The 20,947-nt window shown below is 57.5% G+C and carries 15 protein-coding genes and 2 tRNA genes; 7 read left to right on the top strand and 10 right to left on the bottom strand.

Annotated features, from left to right (window positions below; genetic code table 11):
• Nucleotides 1-29: 29 nt before the first annotated feature.
• Nucleotides 30-6,560: an AIDA repeat-containing protein gene (locus PU683_RS14710; protein WP_277172710.1), complete on the top strand. Its 6,531-nt coding sequence runs from the start codon at nucleotides 30-32 to the stop codon at nucleotides 6,558-6,560.
• Between the two features lie 163 nt (nucleotides 6,561-6,723).
• On the opposite strand, the gene PU683_RS14705 is transcribed toward PU683_RS14710, so the two are convergent.
• The 3 genes from PU683_RS14705 to mdtK form a co-directional block, all read right to left on the bottom strand.
• Nucleotides 6,724-6,800: transfer RNA gene (locus PU683_RS14705), tRNA-Val, on the bottom strand.
• A gap of 12 nt (nucleotides 6,801-6,812) precedes the next feature.
• A tRNA-Val gene (locus PU683_RS14700) sits at nucleotides 6,813-6,889 on the bottom strand.
• Between the two features lie 150 nt (nucleotides 6,890-7,039).
• The gene (gene mdtK, locus PU683_RS14695; protein ID WP_277172707.1) at nucleotides 7,040-8,413 is read right to left on the bottom strand and encodes an MdtK family multidrug efflux MATE transporter; all 1,374 of its coding nucleotides are present in this window, start codon (nucleotides 8,411-8,413) and stop codon (nucleotides 7,040-7,042) included.
• Between the two features lie 268 nt (nucleotides 8,414-8,681).
• On the opposite strand from mdtK, the gene PU683_RS14690 reads away from it, so the two are divergent.
• Nucleotides 8,682-9,320 (top strand): riboflavin synthase subunit alpha, encoded by a 639-nt coding sequence (locus PU683_RS14690; protein ID WP_277172704.1) that lies wholly within the window; start codon nucleotides 8,682-8,684, stop codon nucleotides 9,318-9,320.
• 69 nt (nucleotides 9,321-9,389) lie between these two features.
• Here the strand turns inward: PU683_RS14690 and cfa are convergent, their stop codons facing one another.
• Together cfa and punC are read right to left on the bottom strand one after the other, a co-directional pair.
• The gene (gene cfa, locus PU683_RS14685; protein WP_277172701.1) at nucleotides 9,390-10,538 is read right to left on the bottom strand and encodes a cyclopropane fatty acyl phospholipid synthase; all 1,149 of its coding nucleotides are present in this window, start codon (nucleotides 10,536-10,538) and stop codon (nucleotides 9,390-9,392) included.
• Between the two features lie 296 nt (nucleotides 10,539-10,834).
• The gene (gene punC / locus PU683_RS14680; protein ID WP_277174299.1) at nucleotides 10,835-12,031 is read right to left on the bottom strand and encodes a purine nucleoside transporter PunC; all 1,197 of its coding nucleotides are present in this window, start codon (nucleotides 12,029-12,031) and stop codon (nucleotides 10,835-10,837) included.
• Between the two features lie 112 nt (nucleotides 12,032-12,143).
• Here punC and punR point away from each other — a divergent pair, with 112 nt between their 5' ends.
• Entirely contained in the window at nucleotides 12,144-13,055 is a 912-nt protein-coding gene (gene punR / locus PU683_RS14675; RefSeq protein WP_277172698.1) for a DNA-binding transcriptional activator PunR, read from the top strand.
• An 18-nt stretch (nucleotides 13,056-13,073) separates the two neighbouring features.
• Here the strand turns inward: punR and purR are convergent, their stop codons facing one another.
• Complete coding sequence (gene purR, locus PU683_RS14670) at nucleotides 13,074-14,099, bottom strand: HTH-type transcriptional repressor PurR (RefSeq protein ID WP_277172695.1); 1,026 nt, start codon at nucleotides 14,097-14,099, stop codon at nucleotides 13,074-13,076.
• A gap of 297 nt (nucleotides 14,100-14,396) precedes the next feature.
• Between purR and cydH the strand changes: the two genes are divergently transcribed.
• Together cydH and PU683_RS14660 are read left to right on the top strand one after the other, a co-directional pair.
• Entirely contained in the window at nucleotides 14,397-14,486 is a 90-nt protein-coding gene (cydH, locus tag PU683_RS14665) for a cytochrome bd-I oxidase subunit CydH (protein WP_094192965.1), read from the top strand.
• 166 nt (nucleotides 14,487-14,652) lie between these two features.
• On the top strand, nucleotides 14,653-15,822 hold the full coding sequence (locus PU683_RS14660) for an MFS transporter (RefSeq protein WP_277172691.1): 1,170 nt from the start codon (nucleotides 14,653-14,655) through the stop codon (nucleotides 15,820-15,822).
• Between the two features lie 44 nt (nucleotides 15,823-15,866).
• Here PU683_RS14660 and PU683_RS14655 read toward each other — a convergent pair whose 3' ends face one another.
• Nucleotides 15,867-16,703, bottom strand: a complete 837-nt coding sequence (locus tag PU683_RS14655; RefSeq protein ID WP_277172687.1) for a C40 family peptidase — start codon at nucleotides 16,701-16,703, stop codon at nucleotides 15,867-15,869.
• 332 nt (nucleotides 16,704-17,035) lie between these two features.
• Between PU683_RS14655 and PU683_RS14650 the strand changes: the two genes are divergently transcribed.
• Nucleotides 17,036-17,380, top strand: coding sequence for a Grx4 family monothiol glutaredoxin (locus PU683_RS14650; protein ID WP_023481856.1), 345 nt, complete (start codon nucleotides 17,036-17,038; stop codon nucleotides 17,378-17,380).
• 326 nt (nucleotides 17,381-17,706) lie between these two features.
• A complete protein-coding gene (locus PU683_RS14645) occupies nucleotides 17,707-18,546 on the top strand; it encodes an omptin family outer membrane protease (protein WP_277172682.1) in 840 nt (279 codons plus the stop codon).
• 30 nt (nucleotides 18,547-18,576) lie between these two features.
• Here the strand turns inward: PU683_RS14645 and rnt are convergent, their stop codons facing one another.
• The 3 genes from rnt to nemA all read right to left on the bottom strand — a co-directional run bounded on the left by rnt (nucleotide 18,577) and on the right by nemA (nucleotide 20,922).
• Nucleotides 18,577-19,233, bottom strand: coding sequence for a ribonuclease T (gene rnt, locus PU683_RS14640; protein ID WP_277172679.1), 657 nt, complete (start codon nucleotides 19,231-19,233; stop codon nucleotides 18,577-18,579).
• A gap of 91 nt (nucleotides 19,234-19,324) precedes the next feature.
• On the bottom strand, nucleotides 19,325-19,732 hold the full coding sequence (gloA, locus tag PU683_RS14635; protein ID WP_023481879.1) for a lactoylglutathione lyase: 408 nt from the start codon (nucleotides 19,730-19,732) through the stop codon (nucleotides 19,325-19,327).
• Nucleotides 19,733-19,827: 95 nt separating this feature from the next.
• Nucleotides 19,828-20,922 (bottom strand): alkene reductase, encoded by a 1,095-nt coding sequence (gene nemA, locus PU683_RS14630; RefSeq protein ID WP_277172676.1) that lies wholly within the window; start codon nucleotides 20,920-20,922, stop codon nucleotides 19,828-19,830.
• Nucleotides 20,923-20,947: the final 25 nt, after the last annotated feature.

Genomic DNA, 20,947 nt, shown 5'->3' with positions numbered 1-20,947 from the left:
GATGAGAGACGGGTTTCGAGGACATTGAAATGAAGAAAAGTCTTAACTGCAGTTACCGGCTGGTGTGGAATGACGTTCAGCGGGCGTTCGTGGTGGTTTCAGAACTGACACGGGCGAAAGGCAAGCGCGCAGGCGGCGCGGTATTGATCTCGGCGGCGGTGGGCGGTTTGTTCGCCAGCAGCGGGGCGATGGCATTCACCCCGGATGTCACCGATTCGGTTCGGGATGAAGTGGTGCAGGAGGGCGTACAGAACGTGCGCACCGGCGGGGTAACCACTAACCACACCATCGGCAACCGCGGCACCCAGATCGTGGCGGGCGGTCAGACCGTTGATACCCGCGTTCAGGATGGCGGGTCGCAGATTGTGCGTCAGAACGGCCAGACTACCGGTACCATTGTCACAGACGGCGTACAGATTGTTGAAGTGGACGGAACGGCAACCGGCTCGCAGCTTAACAGCGGCGGTACGCAGGCGGTCTCGGGTAAAGCGAGCGGCACCGTTATCGGTGCTGGCGGCGTGCAAACCGTGCTGCAGAGCGGGCTGGCAAGCCAGACGGTGATTAATAATGGTGGCGTGCAGGCTGTCAACGGCACTTCAGTCGAGGGCGTTGTCAACGCGGGCGGTACGCAGCTTATCAACAGCGGCGGGCTCTCGCAGAATGCGACGGTCAACAGCGGCGGCATCCAGCACGTTAAGGTGGGGGGGGCTGCGGCCGACACCGCCATCTTTGGCGGCGGTAATCAAATCGTGGCCGGTACGGTATCCGGCGCCCATCTCAACGACGGCGGCGCGCAGCTGGTTCAGCAGACCGGTAAAGCCATTGGCACCATCATCAATAATCGCGGCACCCAGACCGTCGACGGCACCGCAGTTTCTGCCGTGGTCAACGGCGGCGGGACTCAACTGGTGCATAGCGGCGGTCTGGCGGCGGGCACCACCGTCAATAGCGGCGGCATCCAGCATATCAAACAGGGCGGCGCAGCCTCCGACGGCGTCGTGTTTGGCGGCGGCACCCAGGTTCTCTCAGGAACCGCATCCGGCACCAGCGTCAGTGACGGTGGGGCGCAGTTAGTACAGGAAACCGGTAAATCCACCGGTACTATCATCAACAATCGCGGCACGCAGACCGTCGATGGCCAGGCGATCGACTCTGTCGTCAATGCGGGCGGTACGCAACTGGTTAACCGCGGCGGCCTGGCGACCGGCGGCGTGGTGAACACCGGGGCTCTGCAGCATATCAGCGTAGGCGGCGCGGCATCTGACGCCATTCTGCTCGGCGGCACCCAGCTGGTGGAGGGCACGGCGTCCGGTACCGTCATCAACAATCGCGGTTTGCAGCAGATCCACGCCAGCGGCATGAGCAAAGACGCGGTGGTTAACGCGGGCGGCGAACAGGATGTTGACGGCGTATCGTTCTCCGCCGAGGTGAACGACGGCGGTCTGCAGAAAGTGCGCAGCGGCGGGACCGCGACCAGCGCGGTGATCAACAGCGGCGGGATTCAGAGCGTGCTGGCAGGCGGTTCAACCCTTGCCACCACGCTGCTGGGCGGAATTCAGCAGTTAGCGGGCGTGGCGGCAGACACCATTATCGGTGCGGGCGGTGTACAACACGTTCAGGTGGGGGGCAGCGCGACGGGCTCGCTTATCAACGAAGGCGGCCTGCAGCGGGTGGATGGCACTGCCACCTCCTCGGTCATCTATGACGGCGGCACCCAGCTGGTCAATAACGGTGGTCTGGCGAAGAGCGCTACCGTTAACAGCGGCGGCCTGCAGCATATTAATGAAGGCGGAGCGGCATCTGACACCACGGTGTTTGGCGGCGGTAAGCAGGTCGTTGCCGGCACGGCGTCCGGTACCAGCATCAATAACGGCGGTCATCAGCTGGTGCAGGCCACCGGTAAGGCCACCGATACCATTATCAACAGCGGCGGCACCCAGGCGGTAGACGGCGCGGCGATCGCGGCGGTGGTCAACGACGGCGGGGTACAGCTGATCCAGGCTGGCGCGCTAGCCAGCGGCTCGCAGGTGAATAGCGGTGGTCTGCAACATATTAACGAAGGCGGCGCGGCCTCCGATGCGCTGCTGTTTGGTGGTATCCAGATTGTCGAAGGCACGGCTTCCAATACCCGTGTGGACGCAGGCGGTGTGCAGCAGGTTCACGTGACCGGCAAAACGACCGACAGCAAAATTTATCAAGGCGGTTTCCAGGATGTTGACGGCACGGCGAACGGCACCATCGTTTACGGCGGTGGTAAACAGCTGATTCGCAGCGGCGGTCACGCCAACGATACTCGCGTTGATAAAGATGGCGTACAGATTGTGCGTGCCAACGGTGCGGCGTCAAAAACAACCCTGCTGGGAGGAACGCAGCAGGTAGCCGGGCTGGCGGGCGATACGGTCATTGGTGACGGCGGTATTCAGCACGTGCAGGTGGGCGGCAGCGCCACGGGATCGCTTATCAACAGCGGTGGTTTGCAGCGCGTTGATGGCTCGGCGACCTCGGCCGTAGTGAATAACGGCGGTGTGCAGCTGGTCAACAGCGGCGGGCTTGCCGCAGGCTCCATCGTCAACAGCGGTGGCCTACAGCACATCAATGTCGGCGGCGCGGCCTCCGACGGCACGGTATTCGGCGGCGGCAAACAGCTGGTCGCGGGTACCGCTTCCGGCACCAGCCTCAGCGACGGCGGTCAGCAGATCGTGCAGGCGAGTGGCAAAACCACCGATACCCAGATCAACAGCGGCGGTGTGCAGAGCGTCGACGGTAACGCCACCTCATCGGTGGTACGCAATGGCGGCACACAGCTGGTGAACCGGGGCGGGCTGGCGGCAGGCACCACGGTGCACAGCGGCGGCCTGCAGCACATCAATGTTGGCGGCGCAGCGTCCGACGGTACGGTATTTGGCGGCGGCAAACAGGTGGTCGCGGGTACGGCGTCCGGCACCAGCCTGAGCGATGGCGGTATGCAGCTGGTCCTTGAGAGCGGTAAAACCACCGATACCCATATCAACCGCGGCGGCGTGCAGAGCGTTGATGGCACCGCCACCTCGTCAGTGGTTAACGACGGCGGTCAGCAGATCGTTAATTACGGCGGCCTCGCTGCCGGTTCAATCGTGAAAAATGGCGGGGTGCAGCATGTCTCTGCCGGTGGCGCGGCTTCTGACGGCACGGTGTTCGGCGGCGGTACGCAGCTGGTTGAAGGTACGGCTTCCGGCACCAGCATCAGCGACGGCGGGGTACAGCTTGTCACTAAAGGCGGGCAGGCACGCGGCACGCTGGTCAACAGCGGCGGCGTCCAGCGCGTAGACGGTCAGTCATTCGATGCGGTGATCAATAACGGCGGTCAGCAGATTGTTGACCCCTACGGCTGGTCGCGCCAGAGCGTGATTAACGCGGGCGGGAAACAGATCCTCAGCAACGCGGCGGTGGCAATCTCCACCGTGCTGAACGGCGGTGAGCAGCACGTTAATAACGGCGCGAAATCCTTCGCCGCACGTCTGCTGGGCGGAACGCAGAATATCGGCAGCGGCGGCCAGGCTTTTGAAGCACGTGTCGAGAAGGGCGGCGTGCAGAACGTTAACGATGGCGGCTATACCTACGGCGGTACTATCTCTGAGGGTGGCAGACAAAATGTTGCGGCCGGTGGCGTCACCGACTTCACCTTTGTTGATGGCGGCCTGCAGGTGGTTGACGGCACGTCGATTGTCAGCATCGTGAAAAACGGCGGGCGTCAGGTGGTCAACAAAAATGCCAACGCCGAAGTCTCTATCGTCACTGATGGCGGTATCCAGGAGGTGTTCGGCACCACCACCGGTTCGGAAATTACCCGTGCAGAACAGCGCATCTATAGCGGCGGCTCAGCTATCTCTACCGTGCTGAACGACGGTGCAGTACAAGGGATTTACGACGGCGCAGTGGTCACCGATACCCGCAACCGCCACGGCATCCAGAATATCTACAGTGGTGGCCGTGCGGAAAACAATCTGATGGATAACTTTGCGGTGCAGAATATCGCCGCCGGTGCCACTGCGGTCAGCACGTCGTTGATTAACGACAGCCAGCAGAACGTGCGCGGCAGCGCGGTAGATACCGATCTCTCCGCCAACAGTGTGCAGAACGTCTACCGCGGCGGCACCGCGATACGCACAACGCTTTACGAGCGCGGCACGCAGAATATCTACAGCGGCGGCTCATCAGATTTTGCTGTTATCAACGTCGGCGGGGTGCAGAACGTGCTGACCGGCGGCATAGCCAGCAACACCACCATCAACGGTGGCGGTACGCAGAACGTCAACAGCGGCGGGACGGTGATCTCCACCATCATCCACGAAGGCGGGATCCAGAACGTCAATGACGGCGCGATTGTCATCGATAACAAAGTGGTAGGCGAGCAGGTGGTGAATCAGGGCGGTACCGTCGCGTCCTCTACCGTGAGTGAAAATGGCGCCCAGAGCGTCACTTCCGGCGGTACGGCTATCGCTACCACCGTCAGCAAAGGTGGTGCCCAGTTCGTTCGCGCCGGTGGCGTGGCAGATCTGACGGCGATTGAACGCGGCGGCATGCTGGCGCTGGAAGATGGCGCAACGGTCACCAATATCAATCTCAACAGCGGCGCAGCGCTGATGGCGGGCACTGACACCACGCTTAACGGCACCAACGCTAGCGGCAGCTTCTCGATTGCCAATAAGATCGCCGATAACCTGCTGCTGGAAAGCGGCGGTCTGCTGTCGGTTGCCGCAGACGGTAGCGCCAACAATACCGTGGTCAACGAGAAGGGTACGCTGACCGTCGCCGAGGGTGGCATGCTGACCGGGATCACCAAAGTCAATGATGGCGGTACCCTTGCGGGTAGTGTTAACAACGATGGCGAACTGCGTATCACCACTGAGAACAGCGCCAGCACCGTTAATGCGGCAATCAACGGCAACGGTACGCTCTATAAAGAGGGTAACAACACTCTCACCCTGAGCGGTGCGCTCAATCAGGCGGGCGGCACCTTCCTGCAGAGCGGTACCCTGGTGTTCAGCGGACTGGATGCGGTGACCGACATTATTGCCCGGGCCGGCACCTCGTTGCAGTTAACCAACGGCTCCACGCTGACCGGGATGATTGACCCGACCGACCTGACCGTCGATGCGGGCTCAAACTGGCTGATGACCGACAGCTCACTGCTCAATAACCTGACGCTGGGTGGCACCATTGATTACCAGGCACCGACCGGGGCGTTCGTACCGAAAACCCTGACCGTCACTAACCTGGTGGGCAACGGCGGCACCATTACCCTTAACACCCGGTTCGATGGCAATAGCGCAGTGAGTGACAGCCTGGTGCTGGATGGCGGCACCGCCACCGGTAGCACCAATATCGCCATTCGCAGCCAGGGTGGCCTCGGGGCACGTACCACCGGTGACGGCATTCAGGTCGTGAACGCCATTAACGGCGCGACCACCAGCGATGATGCCTTCCGTCTCGATGGCAGCCTGCAGGCGGGTGCGTATAACTACACCCTGCAACAGGGTAGCGCCGACGAGAGCTGGTATCTGACCACCGCTGAGGCGGGCGGTAACGCAGACGGCCCGCAGAACTACCGTTCAGCGATGTACCTCTACAGCTCCGTCTACGCGCAGGCTATGGACTATGACAGTGCGCTGCTCGGCTCGCTGGATGCCCGTCGCTATGCGGCGCGCACCCCAACCGAAGGTGGCAGCAATATGTGGGCCCGTTTCCAGGCCGGTCAACTGAGCCACGATCACGGCGGCAGCGACCTGAGCAACGGCAACACGCCGGAAAGTAAAGGGGGGTATACCTTCCTGCAGATTGGTAGCGATCTGTGGCAGGGTTCAGCCTCGGGCATGGAGTGGACGGCTGGTGTGTACGGTGCGGCAGGTCTCTCCGCCATTGATGTGCAGCGTAACAACAAGTCGAAAGCCGGTACGGTCCGCGACGACGCTTACAGCGGCGGTCTCTACCTCAACGGCGTGCATGAGAGCGGCTGGTGGATGGACATTGTGGCGCAGGGAACTCGCCACAACTTCGACACCAATCCGCGTGATGGCGAGGGTCTGAAAACCCACGGCTGGGGCTATGTCGGCTCCTTCGAAACCGGCCTGCCGTTTGAGATTGGCAGCGGCCTGGTGCTGGAGCCGCAGGTGCAGTACCAGTATCGCGGTGTGAACCTGAAGGATGGCAATGATGATGTGGCTGACGTTCAATTCGGCGACGGTCACAGCCAGCAGGTGCGTGCCGGTCTGCGTCTGGGCAACAATGCGACGCTGAAAGAGAGTGGTAAACCGGTACCGGTAAGCTGGTTTATCCGGCCGTCCTTTATCCAGACCTTCGACTCGAAGGGTACGCTGAACGTCAGCGCGCCGGGTGTGGCAGGCAGCGAAACGTCCTTCAATCCGGATCAGGATGGGACTGCGGCAGCGCTGGATATTGGCATTGACGGCCAGATCCGCGATAACGTCACCCTCGGGGTGCGCGCGGGCTACACCCGCAGCATCGATGACGCGGGTACCGGCGGCTACGGCGGTCAAATTATGCTGAAAGTCGGCTTCTGATAAGCCGGGCAGTAACATAAAAAGCCGCGCCGCAGGGCGCGGTTTTTTTTGGCTGTTATTTCTGTGGGCAAAAGTTTGATCACGACCGGTAACGCGCAAAAGGGGTGCGTGTGATGGTGAAGCTGGTATGAATAAGCGGGATAAAACAGAGAGTAACAACGAATGGTGCGTCCGAGTGGACTCGAACCACCGACCCCCACCATGTCAAGGTGGTGCTCTAACCAACTGAGCTACGGACGCACTGAAGAAGGATGGTGCGTTCAATTGGACTCGAACCAACGACCCCCACCATGTCAAGGTGGTGCTCTAACCAACTGAGCTATGAACGCAGTGTTGTGGTTGACAACGGGGACGAATATTAGCGGCAGCCCGCAGATGTGGCAAGCGGAAAATGGCAGATTTCTTACTGAATTCACTCGATTGCGGAACAACTGAGCAAAACGCGCTGAAAGTAGCCGCCCGCAGGCGGCTACAACGGTTTAGTGCGCCGCGCGCCGCAAAATCTGGCTGGATGGCTGACGCTGCAAATGACGCATACGCAACATCATCATCACCGCCGCTGAGGTGAGACCAATAATAAAGCCCATCCAGAAACCTGCAGGCCCCATCGGTGCCACCACCAGATCCGTCAGCGCCAGAAGGTAGCCGGTCGGCAGCCCCAGCACCCAGTAGGCGATAAAGGTAATAAAGAAGATTGAACGGGTATCTTTATACCCGCGCAAGATGCCGCTACCAATTACCTGAATCGAATCGGAGATCTGGTAAATCGCCGCCAGCATCATCAGATGCGACGCCAGCGCCACTACTTCCGGGTTGTCGTTATAGAGCAGGGCGATCTGCTTGCGCATCAGCACCGTAAACACCGCCGTAATGGCCGCCATACAGACGCCGACCATCAAGCCAGTGCGCGCCGAAGTTTTGGCATCAATCGTCGAGCCCTGACCGAGGCGGAAGCCGACGCGAATGGTCACCGCCGCCGCCAGCGACATCGGCAACACGAACATCAGCGAGCTGAAGTTAAGCGCAATCTGGTGACCGGCGACATCGACAATCCCAAGAGGCGAGACCAGCAGCGCGACCACGGCAAACAGCGTGACTTCGAAGAAGAGCGCCAGCGCAATCGGTAAACCGAGCTGGGTCAGCCGTTTCAGCACCGCCATATCGGGCCGTGCAAAGCGGGCAGCATGTTTGATGTCGCGCATTGCACCCGCATGTTTCACATAGAGGCGCATAAAGATGAACATCACCCAGTAGACCGATGCGGTCGCCACGCCGCAGCCGACACCGCCCAGCTCCGGCATGCCGAAACGGCCATAGATAAAGGCGTAGTTAACCGGAATATTGACCAGCAGGCCGATAAAACCCATTACCATGCCAGGTTTGGTGCGCGCCAGCCCTTCGCACTGGTTGCGCAACACCTGGAAGAAGAGGTAGCCCGGCGCCCCCCACATCAGTGCGCGTAAAAAGTGGACGGCTTTATCAGCCATCAGCGGGTCGATGTTATGCATGGCACGAATAATATGACCGGCATTCCACAGCACAATCATAATCAGCACCGACACGGCACCCGCCAGCCAGAACCCCTGGCTGACCTGGTGAGCAATGCGATCGCGACGCCCGGAGCCATTCAGCTGCGCAATGACCGGCGTCAGCGCCAGCAGCAGGCCGTGACCAAATAAAATAGCGGGAAACCAGATAGAGGTACCGATAGCGACCGCGGCCATATCCGTGGCGCTATAGCCCCCGGCCATTACGGTATCGACGAAGCCCATCGCTGTCTGGGCAACCTGCGCAAAAATTACCGGCAGGGCAAGTGCCAGTAATTGACGCGCTTCTGTTACATACTTCTGCACGAGAACACCTATATATTGTTGTTATAAGAGAGAATGGAAATACTAAAGAGAAAGGAGTTATATCCTTGTGCGACAAAAAATGCCGCACTGCGACAGGTGCGACATCTGTTCAAATAGTACCTGTTAACGCCTCTTTTTGCCACGTTATCCATAAATCAAAATTATCTTTCGCCGCAAAGCGGGCTTCAGGCTGGCAAGGGGATTTTTCACCTGTTATTGTGCGTGAAGCACACGGTAATGCCGTAAGAATGAAACAGGAGTGATGATTATGTTTACGGGTATTGTACAGGGCACGGCAAAAGTGGTGTCGATTGACGAAAAACCGAATTTTCGCACCCACGTTGTCGAACTGCCTGAAACGATGCTGGATGGAATTGAAACCGGCGCCTCTATTGCGCACAACGGTTGCTGCCTGACCGTCACCGAGATTAACGGTAGCCATATCAGCTTCGATTTAATGAAAGAGACGCTGCGTATTACCAACCTTGGTGAGCTGGAGGTGGGGGATATTGTCAACGTTGAGCGCGCGGCGAAATTCAGCGATGAAATTGGCGGGCATTTAATGTCGGGCCATATTATGTCCACTGCGGAAATCGTTAAAATCCTCGCCTCGGAAAATAACCGTCAAATCTGGTTTAAGCTGCAGGACCCGACGCTGATGAAATATATCCTCTATAAAGGATTTATTGGCATCGACGGTATCAGCCTGACGGTGGGTGAAGTGACCGCGACGCGTTTTTGCGTGCACCTGATTCCGGAAACGCTGCAACGCACCACGCTGAGTGCCAAAAAGCTGGGGCAACGCGTCAATATTGAGATCGATCCGCAAACCCAGGCGGTCGTAGACACCGTTGAGCGGGTGCTGGCGGCGAAAGAGGCCGCCGTTGTGGTGAATGTCGTCGAGTAACCACCCGCCACAGAGAGTAAAAAGCCGCAGCGTACCCGTTGCGGCTTTTTTAGCGATTGTTGCAAAGCGTCAACGCGCGACGCGCAGCCCGTTTTCCACGCCACGGCTAAACACAACCTGCCAGAGTTGAATATCACGGGCGCGAAAGGCCCCGGCGCAGGCGTTCAGATAGTAGCTGAACATGCGTTTAAAACGCTCGGAGTAGTTGTCGGCGATCTCCGGCCACGCGGCGAGAAAGCGCCCATACCAGGCCATAAGCGTGCGGTCATAATCGGCACCGAAGTTGTGCCAGTCCTCCATCACAAAGTGCGACTCACTGGCGGTGGCGATGTGGCGCACCGAGGGCAGGCAGCCATTCGGGAAGATGTAGCGATTGATCCACGGATCAACATTGTTATCGGTCTGCCTGGAGCCGATGGTGTGAAGTAAAAAGAGGCCATCCGGCTTCAGGTTACGATCAACCACCTCAAAGTAAGTGGCGTAGTTTTTCGGCCCGACATGTTCAAACATACCGACGGAGACGATGCGGTCAAACTGATCGCGCAGATCGCGGTAGTCCTGCAGGAGGATCTCAACATCCAGCCCGGCACAGCGCTGTTGCGCCATTTTCTGCTGCTCTGCCGAAATAGTAACGCCAACCACACGCACGCCATAGTGCTGTGCCATAAACTGCGCCAGACCGCCCCAGCCACAGCCAATATCGAGCACGCGCATGCCGGGTGCTAATCGTAATTTTTCGCAGATAAGCCGCAATTTTGCCTGTTGTGCCTCGGCAAGGGTGGTTGCCTCTTTCCAGTAGCCGCAGGAGTACTGCATGGCGGGGTCGAGCATGCGGCTAAAGAGGTCGTTGCCGAGATCGTAGTGCTCTTTGCCGACAATCCACGCCCGCTTTTTACTCTGCAGGTTGAAGAGCCGGGCCGCGGCAATGCGCAGCGTATCTTTGAGGTGGTGCGGAAGCTGTTTTTCCAGGCCTGCGCGCAGTACCTGGGTAAAGAAGATGTCCAGTCGGTCACACTCCCACCAGCCGTCCATGTAACTTTCGCCGAGTCCGAGCGAGCCTTCCTGTAAAACGCGTTTAAAAAAATCAGGGTTTTTCACCTGGATATCTGCGGGGGCGGGACCGTTGATACGAATACCTGCGCGACCCAGCAGTTCGTTTGCAATACGGAACCAGTTGTCATCCCGCACGCTCACTTCTTCTATACACGATGAACTCATACCTTCTCCATCACGAATAGTGATCAGAACCCTACAAGCGTAGACGCTGGCAGAGTTTGTGAGAAATCTCACGGTTTGCACCGTGAGGCTGATATCAGACGTAGAACAGAGGAAGGGAGAGACCCTTGCCAGAAAGCCCCTCCTTGGTTAACCGGGCACTCTCCGGTACCCGTTACTGCATAATATTTATCGTATTTATGAGATAGCCGAAAATCAGTATAGGCCTCAATATGAGGTGATTCAACTTAACGCTAATAGCAAGCTAATTAAATCGTAAGCGATAGTCCCCTTTGCAACTACCCGCGCACGGAGGTGGGCTCGTGCGCCTCGTCCTGCTCATCGCGCCCGCGATGCTGAATGAGATAACCGAGCGCGGCGAGAAGGACCATGGCAAGCATCACGCTGGTGGTGGTCAGCAGCGGAGTCATGATTAGCCAGGAGACAACGAGGCTGGCGAAGAAGCAGAGCCCCAGCTGCAGAGTATTCTGCAACGCCGCCGCGCGGCCGGTCGCCTGTGGGAAGGGACGCAGCGCCTGAGCTACCACGATTGGGTAAATAGCCCCATTCGCCATCGCCATCAGGCAGAAGGGGATTAGCAGGGCGCTCAGCGAGACGCCGGGAATAAAGCCAACCGCCCAGGTGGCCAGTACGCTCAGTGCGAAGCCGCTCAGCAACCACGGTAACATGCGCGAACCCTGCCACTTTTGCAGCGCTGCGCGGCAGCCATAACCGCCAATCAGGAAGGCGAACGTCTGCGGCACATAGCTCAGGCCAATCACCGACGGGCCATAGCCCATCTCATGCAGAATAAAGGGCGAGCCGGTGAGCCAGGCAAAGAAACTGGCGGAGCAGGCGGCGTAGATCATCACATTGCCGCGATAATCACGGGCGCGCAGTAGATCGAGGAAAGTGAGCGGCTGCTGGTCGTGCGCCACCTCTTTTACCGGCGATTTGAGGCGTAAAACCGGGATCATTAACACGACGGTAATGGCCAGCAGGGTGGCGAAAATCGCCTGCCATTCGATATGAGCCAACAGCCAGGCTCCGAGCAGCGGGGCCAGCGCCGGGGTTAAGCCGACCAGCGGCATAATTGTTGCGAAAATGCGGTTAACGCGGTGCGCCGGATAGTGATCCGTCACCAGCGCCTGCCAGCTAACGGTGGCGGCACATACGCCGACGGCCTGCACAAAACGCAGCACCAGCAGCCAGGTGGCGTCGCGCACCCAGAGGGTGCCGAGGCAGCCGAGGGCGAAAATAGAGAGCCCAATCAGCAGAATCGGTTTGCGACCATAGCGATCCGACAGCGGCCCCCAGAGCAGCTGCGCCACCGCGAACCCGGCCAGAAAAAGGCTCAGCGAGGCGCTGATCACGGCGGGAGAGGTGTTTAAATCTTGCTGAATCGCGCTGAAAGCGGGCAGATACATATCGGTGGCTAAAAAGCCCAGCACGCTTAAGCCCGCGAGCCAGACTAAAAATCCTTTGCCAGGTTGCATTCTCATTTCTCTTTAATTGCTGATAGTCAGGGTGGGGAAGTGTAAGGAGTGCTTTCCGGGTTGTGAAACGCTAATATTTGCACATTGGTTTCAAAAATTTTGCAGGCAGAATATGTGGTCAGAATACTCCCTTGAAGTGGTGGATGCCGTGGCGCGTAACGGCAGTTTTAGCGGCGCGGCGCAGGAGTTGCACCGCGTGCCTTCTGCGGTGAGCTACACCGTGCGCCAGCTGGAGGAGTGGCTGGCGGTGCCGCTGTTTGTGCGCCGCCATCGCGATGTGGAATTAACGCCCGCTGGCGTCTGGTTTTTAAAGGAGGGGCGATCTGTTATCAAAAAAATGGTGATCACCCGCCAGCAGTGTCAGCAAATTGCCAACGGCTGGCGCGGGCAGTTGCCGATTGCTGTCGATAACATTGTGAAACCCGCGCGTACCCGGCAGATGATTGTCGATTTTTACCGGCACTTCAGCGACGTCGAGCTGGTAGTCTACCAGGAGGTATTCAACGGTGTCTGGGACGCGCTCGCCGATGGCCGTGTTGAACTGGCAATTGGTGCCACGCAGGCAATCCCGGTCGGAGGGCGCTATGCCTTTCGCGATATGGGCACCCTGAGCTGGAAGTGCGTCGTCTCACGTCAGCACCCCCTGGCGCAGCTCAAGGGTCCGTTAAGCGATGAGACGTTGCGCAACTGGCCGTCGCTGATTCAGGAGGATACCTCCCGCTCGCTACCGAAGCGTATTACCTGGCTGCTGGATAACCAGAAACGGGTGATGGTGCCTGACTGGGCCTCGTCGGAAGCGTGCCTGTCGGCGGGGCTTTGCGTGGGGATGGTTCCTGCCCACTTTGCCCGACCGTGGCTCGATAACGGCGACTGGGTGGCACTTGAGCTGGAAAACCCGTTTCCGGATGCCGCCTGCTGCCTGACGTGGCAACAAAACGAGGCCTCACCGGCGCTGAACTGGCTGCTGGATTACCTGGGCGACAGTGAAACGTTGAATAAGGAGTGGCTGCGGGAGCCGGAGTAAGGCTCCCGCGAGAAGGGATTAACGGCGGTAATCGCGGTAGGGGCCATCGGCCACCGAGCGGCGCTCCACCAGACGCGGATGCACTTCAATCGACTGCGACTGTTCGCGCTTATTCACAATGCGATCGAGCAGCATGGTGAATGCTGTTTCGCCCAGCGAGTCCTTCGGCTGATGGATCGTCGTCAGCGCAGGGGTGAAGAAGCGCGAGTTGCGCACGTTGTCATAGCCAATAACGGAGATATCCTGCGGTACGCGCAGCCCCATCTCATCGGCGGCACAGAGCGCGCCCATCGCCATAATGTCGCCGCCGCAGAAGACCGCGGTAGGGCGTGAGGACTGGCCGAGGATCTGCTGCATGGCGCGGTAGCCGGACTCCGGCTCAAAGTCACCCTGCACAATCCAGTTTTCCGGCACGGTGATCATCGCCTCGGTCATCGCCTTCATAAAACCGGCCAGACGACCTGCGCCGGTGTTGCGCTCCAGCGGGCCCGGGATCACGCCAATATCGCGATGCCCGCGCTCGATCAGATAGCGACCGGCCATATAGCCGCCCTTAAAGGCGTTATCAATCACCGAATCGGTGAAGTCCGCCTTCGATTCGCCCCAGTCCATCACCACCATCGGAATATGGCGATACTCCTCAAGCATAGTGAGTACGGTTTCCGGGTACTCCGAGCACATCACCAGCAGACCATCGACACGCTTTTGCGCCATCATCGACAGATAGGCCCGCTGCTTCTCCTGGCTGTTCCAGGCGTTGCCAAGGATCAGCGTGTAGCCCTTCTGGAAACACTTCTTCTCAACCGCTTCGATGATCTCGGCGAAGTAGGCCGCTTCACTGCTGGTTGCCAGCAGTCCGATCGATTTGGTGTGATTCACTTTTAAGCTGCGGGCGACGGCGCTTGGCGAATAGTGCAGCTCTTTAATGGCCGCCCAGACGGCGTTGCGCGTCTCTTCGGCGACGAAACGGGTTTTGTTAATTACATGTGATACGGTTGTAGTGGAAACGTTTGCTCGTTTCGCGACATCTTTAATCGTTGCCATCAGAAATTACTCCAGACCATATCGTAAGCTCCTGATAATTCGTAAGGTAAACGTTTGCCTTTAATCACCCTGTACCCATCAAAGTGAGTGCGGTACGCCGGGAAAACGACACTGGACGTCAGGAGGGGAGTCAATGGCCGGTACGCTAATAAATTTAGCGTCGAATTTTGTCTGATCTTGAGCAAAAGGGGAAGTATTAAAACGTTTATGCTGCCAAATCGCGCAAGATTTTTCAGATAATTTGTGCAAAAATGCGCAGGCTCACTTTTTGTGGGGAAATTAAATGGAGAAAAATTGATGAGCACCGATCTTAAGTATTCACTCTTCACCACCGTCATCGTTCTGAGCCTGATTGTTTTCGGCGCGCTGACCGCGGCACTGCATTGATCTGATGCGAGGGAGAGCCCTCTCCCTCGATTCTTGCGCCACCATTGTTCTCCGTTGCGCAATAAACTTTTCTCCTCACGCTCACTTCTGTTTTTTGTGACAGCTGTCATACTTTTGCCTTTCGCGACCCTGTCTAGGGTTGGTACATCCATTCTGGAGTCAAAAGATGAAAATAAATTTCCCTCTGCTTGCGCTGGCGATTGGCGCTTTTGGGATTGGTACTACCGAGTTCTCCCCGATGGGATTACTGCCGGTGATAGCGCAGGGCGTCGGGGTGTCCATTCCGGCGGCGGGGATGCTGATCAGCGCCTACGCGATTGGCGTCATGGTGGGCGCGCCGCTGATGACGCTGCTGCTTTCCCATCGCGGCCGTCGTAATGCGCTGATTTTCTTAATGGCTATTTTCACCGTCGGCAATGTGCTCTCCGCCATTGCGCCGGATTACGCCACACTGATGATCGCCCGTATTATCACCAGCCTTAACCACGGTGCGTTTTTCGGCCTCGGCTCGGTGGTCGCCGCAAGCGTAGTGGCAAAAGAGAAGCAGGCCAGCGCTGTGGCAACAATGTTTATGGGGCTGACAATTGCCAATATCGGCGGGGTGCCTGCCGCTACCTGGCTGGGTGAGACCATCGGCTGGCGCATGTCATTTATGGCAACGGCCGGGCTTGGGGTGATCTCCATGATCTCGCTCTTCTTCTCCTTACCGACAGGCGGCGCGGGTGCGCGGCCCAATGTGCGCAACGAACTCGCGGTGCTGATGCGCCCGCAGGTGCTGACGGCGCTGCTGACCACCGTGCTCGGTGCCGGCGCGATGTTTACCCTCTATACCTACATTTCGCCGGTGTTGCGCACGCTGACGGATGCCACGCCGGTGTTTGTTACCGCCATGCTGGTGTTGATTGGCGTCGGTTTCTCTATTGGTAACTATCTGGGCGGGAAACTGGCCGATCGCTCGGTAACCGGCACCCTGAAAGGCTTTTTACTGCTGCTGATTGCTATCATGCTGGCGATTCCGCTGCTGGCGCGTAGTGAGGTTGGGGCGGCAATCGCCATGGTGGTGTGGGGGGCAGCAACCTTCGCGGTAGTACCACCCTTGCAGATGCGCGTAATGCGTGTTGCCCATGAAGCCCCGGGTCTGTCGTCATCGGTCAATATTGGCGCGTTCAACCTGGGTAATGCCCTTGGCGCGGCGGCGGGCGGTGCGGTGATCTCCGGCGGTCTCGGCTACAGTTTTGTCCCGGTGATGGGCGCGATTATTGCCGGGCTGGGGCTGCTGCTGGTGCTCTTCTCCGGGCGTAACACCGCCTCGCGAGTCTGTGCGGCAGCGGAGTAAGGCGACGTCACACCTGCCGCGCGAGCGGCAGGTGTGAGAGGGGATTAACGAATAGTTTTCGGCGTTACGACGCGGCGCGCACCGACATAGTGGCGCTGCCAGTAATCTTCGCTTAACGAGGTGACCTGAATATCCTGGCCGCTGCGCGGTGACTGGATAAATTTGCCGTTGCCGACATAGACGCCAACGTGATCGGCGGTGCCGCGACCCTGGGTGCGGAAAAAGACCAGATCGCCGCTCTCCAGCTCGCGCAGGTTAACCGGCGAGGCATCACGCAGGTGATACATCTCATTCGCGGTACGCGGAATACGGAATTTCACCAGATCTTTATAGGCGTAATAGACCAGCCCGCTGCAATCAAAACCGGTTTTCGGCGATGAGCCGCCCCAGTGGTAAGGTTTACCGAGCTGATTCATCAGCTTCGACATTGCCGTTTTTTGCACTTTTTGTACGCGCAGTTTATGCACGTCAGCCAGCGTGCCGGCCTGGCTGCTTTTCACTTTAATACAGTGCGGCTTGCGGCCTTTGCGCGGCGTACACTTCTCACTCCAGGTAACGGTTGCAGTTTTCAATGAGCTGGATGCTTTACGACGCGAGGGAGTTTTAGCGGTTTTCTGCGGGGTAACGCTGCTCTTCTTTTTGGCCGACGTTTTATTTTTTGCGGTTTTTTTAGTGCTGACTTTTTCTGCCGGAGTGCCACTGCTTTTCTTTGCTGTTTTTGTAGAACTGTTTTTTTTCTTACGTTCGGATGCTTTCGCCAGATGTGTTTTTTGCACGACCGAGGCTGGCGCTTGTTCCGAAGCGCTCGCTAATGGCGTGAAAGACAACGTGGTGAACAACAAAGCACAGAGCGTGATTGAAGCTTTTGGTATCCGCGCCACTGAGCAATCCCCTGTTAGGGCAGGCATCTATAATGCTTGCGTATGATTTAAAAAACTTGTCGATTCTAATCTATAAAAAGCCCAAAAGTTAATACTGTTTTTGCATCGGTAGCGTCGTTTCGTTAACAAGCGCAAAAAAAGAGCAAAACGTTTCGCTAAAAGCCGATTTTTGGTCGACTGAACTGCGGCGAGTTGGCTTACGTCACCTTTACCTTATCGTGCCTGTAACACCTTAAATCGGCGCGGTGAATAAAATGTTATTTTCCGAAGCAAGCCTGACCCGCTACAATGGTCGATCTCTGCCGTAGAAGAAGTTGAAGGAAGCAAAGACAATGAGTGAAACTCTTGAGAAAATTCAGCGCCAGATCGCTGAGAACCCGATTCTGCTGTATATGAAAGGCTCGCCGAAACTGCCAAGCTGCGGTTTCTCTGCTCAGGCGGTTCAGGCGCTCTCTGCGTGCGGCGAGCGTTTTGCCTATGTGGATATCCTGCAAAACCCGGATATTCGTGCCGAGCTGCCAAAATACGCGAACTGGCCAACCTTCCCGCAGCTGTGGGTTGAGGGTGAGCTGGTTGGCGGCTGCGATATCATTATTGAAATGTATCAGCGCGGTGAACTGCAGCCGCTGATCAAAGAGGCCGCGGCTAAATATAAAGGCGTACCGGACGCCGAATAACCCGGCGTTATCGGCTCTGCCTGAAAAGGACTCATGTTTCGACATGGGTCCTTTTTTATTGTCCGTTCCCTGCTGGCATTGCGTTGACTTCACCTGAATTATTGGGTATCACTGTACAGATTTTGTTCTTAACTCCTTGTTAATTATACTATTTTAAGATTATTGACAAACTGTGGCAGCCTTTTCTGATGACGAACTGTGCGCAGAATTGCCTTAATTAAGGATGAATGATGAAAAAAAGAGTCAAGATGATGGCGTTGATGACCCTTCCACTTGCTTTTTCAGCAGCTGCACAGCATCAGTCGCTGGTAAGCAAGGATAACGTGATGACAAGTCTCTCACTGGGCACGCTGAGCGGAACGGCGAAAGAGCGAGTCTACGACACTGATGAGGGCGGACGCAAAATCAGCCAGCTTGACTGGCGTTACCGTCACGCGCTCCTAGTACAGGGCGCTATCGAGTGGCCGGTGCGTTCATGGTTCACTTTCGGGGCATCCGGGTGGACCACTGTCGCGCACAGTGGCAGCAAGATGGATGATTACGACTGGCAGCGGGCGTCACAACAGCGCTGGACCGACCACAGCGCTCACCCTGATACGTGGCTCAATTTCGCAAACCAGTGGGATCTTCATCTGACGGGCTGGCTTGTTCACCAGCCTGACTGGCGGCTTGGCGTGATGGGCGGCTATCGGGAAAGTCGTACCAGCTTCTCTGCGCACGGTGGCACCTTCAGCCACAATAATGGCGCAAAGGTTGGCCGTTTCGAGGATGTGAAAGTTCTCGGATATTCACAGCGCTTCAACATGCCCTATGTGGGCCTTACCGGTCGTTATCGCTATGGCAATGTTGAAGCAGGAACCAGTCTGAAATATAGCCGCTGGGTAAGGGCGCAGGCGACAGATCAGCACTACTTGCGCAACATCACCTTCATGGATACCACCCGGCACCAGCAGAGCTTTTCCCTCTCTGCTAACGTCGGCTATTACCTTACCCAGCAGGCAAAGCTCTATCTGGAAAGCCGATGGGATCGCACGTTAAACAAAAAAGGGGAGAATACCGCCCTCTTCGTGAAGGAGGGGACCTATGCGCGCGCCACCTTCAAGGAGACCGGCGGAATAGAACACTCCGCGCTGCTCACCACTGCCGGGCTGGTCTACCACTTTTAATAAAAAAACCGGTCAACAGACCGGTTTTTTTCAGGCTTCGGAATCCACCTCTGGCGTCGGCAGCGGCCAGCCGCCAAGTCGCTTCCATCGATTAACGATTTCACAAAACAGTTGTGCAGTCTGCTCTGTGTCATATAACGCAGAGTGCGCCTGGGTGGCGTCAAAGGCGATACCGGCGGCGGCACAGGCTTTAGAGAGCACCGTTTGTCCCAGCGCCAGCCCGCTCAATGAGGCGGTATCAAAAGTCACAAAGGGGTGAAAAGGATTGCGTTTCATCGCCGTACGCTCGGCGGCAGCCATCATAAAGCCGTGATCGAATGTCGCGTTATGTGCCACCATGATTGCGCGGTTGCAGTTCTGGTCTTTCATGCCTTTGCGCACCATTTTGAATATGGCATGCAGGGCGTCATATTCGCTGACCGCGCCGCGTAGCGGGTTCGTTGGATCGATGCCATTAAATGCCAGCGCTTCCGGCTGCAGATTAGCCCCTTCGAATGGCTCAACATGAAAGTGCAGGGTGCTGTCAGGCATCAGCCAGCCTTGCTCATCCATTTTTAACGTAACGGCGGCGACTTCCAGCAGGGCGTCAGTTTTGGCGTTAAACCCGGCGGTTTCAACATCGATCACCACAGGGTAAAAACCGCGAAAACGGTCGCACAGAGCAGTCAGTTGAGCATTATCGGACATCAGGATCTCTTGATAGGAAAAAAGGGCAGCGCATTATGGCAAATTTTACGGAAAGAAGTAAAACAGCGGGCGCATTGCGCGCCCGGGGAGATCAGTGACCCAGACCGCGTCCGGCGTCTTTCTCTTCAATCAGTTCGATTTTGTAACCGTCCGGATCTTCTACGAAGGCGATAACCGTGGTGCCGCCTTTAACCGGGCCTGCTTCACGGGTGACGTTGCCGCCGTTTTTACGAATCGCTTCGCAGGACTCCGCCGCGTTTTCCACGCTCAGCGCGATGTGACCATACGCCGTGCCAAGCTCATAGCTGTCGACACCCCAGTTGTAGGTCAGCTCAATGACCGCTTCTTCGCTCTCATCACCGTAACCGACAAAAGCCAGCGAATATTTGTACTCCGGGTTTTCGCTGGTGCGCAGCAGTTTCATGCCCAGCACGTTGGTGTAGAAGTTGATTGAGCGTTGCAGGTCGCCGACGCGCAGCATGGTGTGAAGTAAGCGCATAATATCCTCTTTTATGAATGCGTTAACGTTCCGGTTCGAAACACGGTTTTAGTATAGCGGCCGATCCGGGCCGCTATCAAATCTCAATCCGCTTCTCAGAGAGAAGGGTAGTCGGTGTAGCCTTCCGCGCCGCCGCCATAGAAGCTTTCCGGACGCTGCGGGTTGAGCTCCGCTTTCAACTGCAGGCGTTTTACCAGATCCGGGTTGGCGATGTAGGCACGGCCAAAGGCCACGGCATCAATCAGCCCCTTGCTAATCAGATCTTCCGCTTTCTCAACGCTGTATGCGCCCGCGCCGATAATGGGGCCATGGAAGCGCGCACGCACTTTTTCACGGAACGTCTCGCTGTAGGGTTCGCCGCCCGCCCAGTCCGGCTCGGACATGTGCAGGTAAGCGATACCGCGTTTACCCAACTCTTCAATCAGGTAGAGCGCGTCAGCTTCTTCGTTCGGGCCGTTATCAGTGTTCTGGAATGAGCCAATCGGCGAGATGCGAATACCAATGCGATCGGCGCTCCACTCTTCACACACGGCATCAATCACTTCCAGCACCAGGCGCGCGCGGTTCTCAACGCTGCCGCCATACTGGTCGGTACGCTGGTTAGCTGAAGGTGAGAGGAACTGGTGCAGCAGGTAGCCGTGGGCAGAGTGCAGCTCAACCAGATCAAAACCGGCTTCGCGCGCGTTGGCGACGGCCTGGCGGAAATCGTTGACGATGCCCGGGATCTCATCAGTCTCCAGCGCACGCGGCATGGAGGTATCTTCACGGGTGGCGTTGCCGTGCTCATCACGCAGAGAGGTACGGGTACCCGCGCTGATAGCAGACGGTGCAACCGGTGCAGCGCCGCCCGGTTGCAGGCTGCTGTGAGAGATACGGCCGGTGTGCCACAGCTGAACCGCAATGCGGCCATCATCGGCATGCACCGCATCGGTGATCTTTTTCCATGCGGCGATCTGCTCGTCGCTGTGCAGACCCGGCGCGCCCGCATAGCCTTTGGCCTGTGCGGAGATTTGCGTCGCTTCACTGATGATAAGCCCGGCGCTGGCGCGCTGGCGGTAGTACTCGGCCATCAGCGGCGTTGGAACATCGCCCGGCTCAATGCTGCGCAGGCGCGTCAGGGGCGCCATCAACACGCGGTTCGGTACGGTAATGGCACCGACTTTCAACGGCGTAAATAATTTACTGGACATAAACAACTCCTGAATAGACCGGTCG

This window comes from Candidatus Kosakonia sp. 282A-S69, from assembly GCF_029433855.1.
In the GTDB taxonomy this organism is placed as follows: Bacteria; Pseudomonadota; Gammaproteobacteria; order Enterobacterales; family Enterobacteriaceae; genus Kosakonia; species Kosakonia cowanii_A.
This window is presented reverse-complemented; position numbering and strand designations above follow the sequence as displayed.

What these genes read in the sequence shown, in the direction of transcription:
- PU683_RS14710 (WP_277172710.1), top strand. Translation starts at nt 30, where the DNA reads ATGAAGAAAAGTCTTAACTGCAGTTACCGGCTGGTGTGGAATGACGTT.
- PU683_RS14690 (WP_277172704.1), top strand. Translation starts at nt 8,682, where the DNA reads ATGTTTACGGGTATTGTACAGGGCACGGCAAAAGTGGTGTCGATTGAC.
- cfa (WP_277172701.1), bottom strand. Translation starts at nt 10,538, where the DNA reads ATGAGTTCATCGTGTATAGAAGAAGTGAGCGTGCGGGATGACAACTGG.
- punC (WP_277174299.1), bottom strand. Translation starts at nt 12,031, where the DNA reads ATGCAACCTGGCAAAGGATTTTTAGTCTGGCTCGCGGGCTTAAGCGTG.
- punR (WP_277172698.1), top strand. Translation starts at nt 12,144, where the DNA reads ATGTGGTCAGAATACTCCCTTGAAGTGGTGGATGCCGTGGCGCGTAAC.
- purR (WP_277172695.1), bottom strand. Translation starts at nt 14,099, where the DNA reads ATGGCAACGATTAAAGATGTCGCGAAACGAGCAAACGTTTCCACTACA.
- cydH (WP_094192965.1), top strand. Translation starts at nt 14,397, where the DNA reads ATGAGCACCGATCTTAAGTATTCACTCTTCACCACCGTCATCGTTCTG.
- PU683_RS14660 (WP_277172691.1), top strand. Translation starts at nt 14,653, where the DNA reads ATGAAAATAAATTTCCCTCTGCTTGCGCTGGCGATTGGCGCTTTTGGG.
- PU683_RS14650 (WP_023481856.1), top strand. Translation starts at nt 17,036, where the DNA reads ATGAGTGAAACTCTTGAGAAAATTCAGCGCCAGATCGCTGAGAACCCG.
- PU683_RS14645 (WP_277172682.1), top strand. Translation starts at nt 17,707, where the DNA reads ATGACAAGTCTCTCACTGGGCACGCTGAGCGGAACGGCGAAAGAGCGA.
- rnt (WP_277172679.1), bottom strand. Translation starts at nt 19,233, where the DNA reads ATGTCCGATAATGCTCAACTGACTGCTCTGTGCGACCGTTTTCGCGGT.
- gloA (WP_023481879.1), bottom strand. Translation starts at nt 19,732, where the DNA reads ATGCGCTTACTTCACACCATGCTGCGCGTCGGCGACCTGCAACGCTCA.
- nemA (WP_277172676.1), bottom strand. Translation starts at nt 20,922, where the DNA reads ATGTCCAGTAAATTATTTACGCCGTTGAAAGTCGGTGCCATTACCGTA.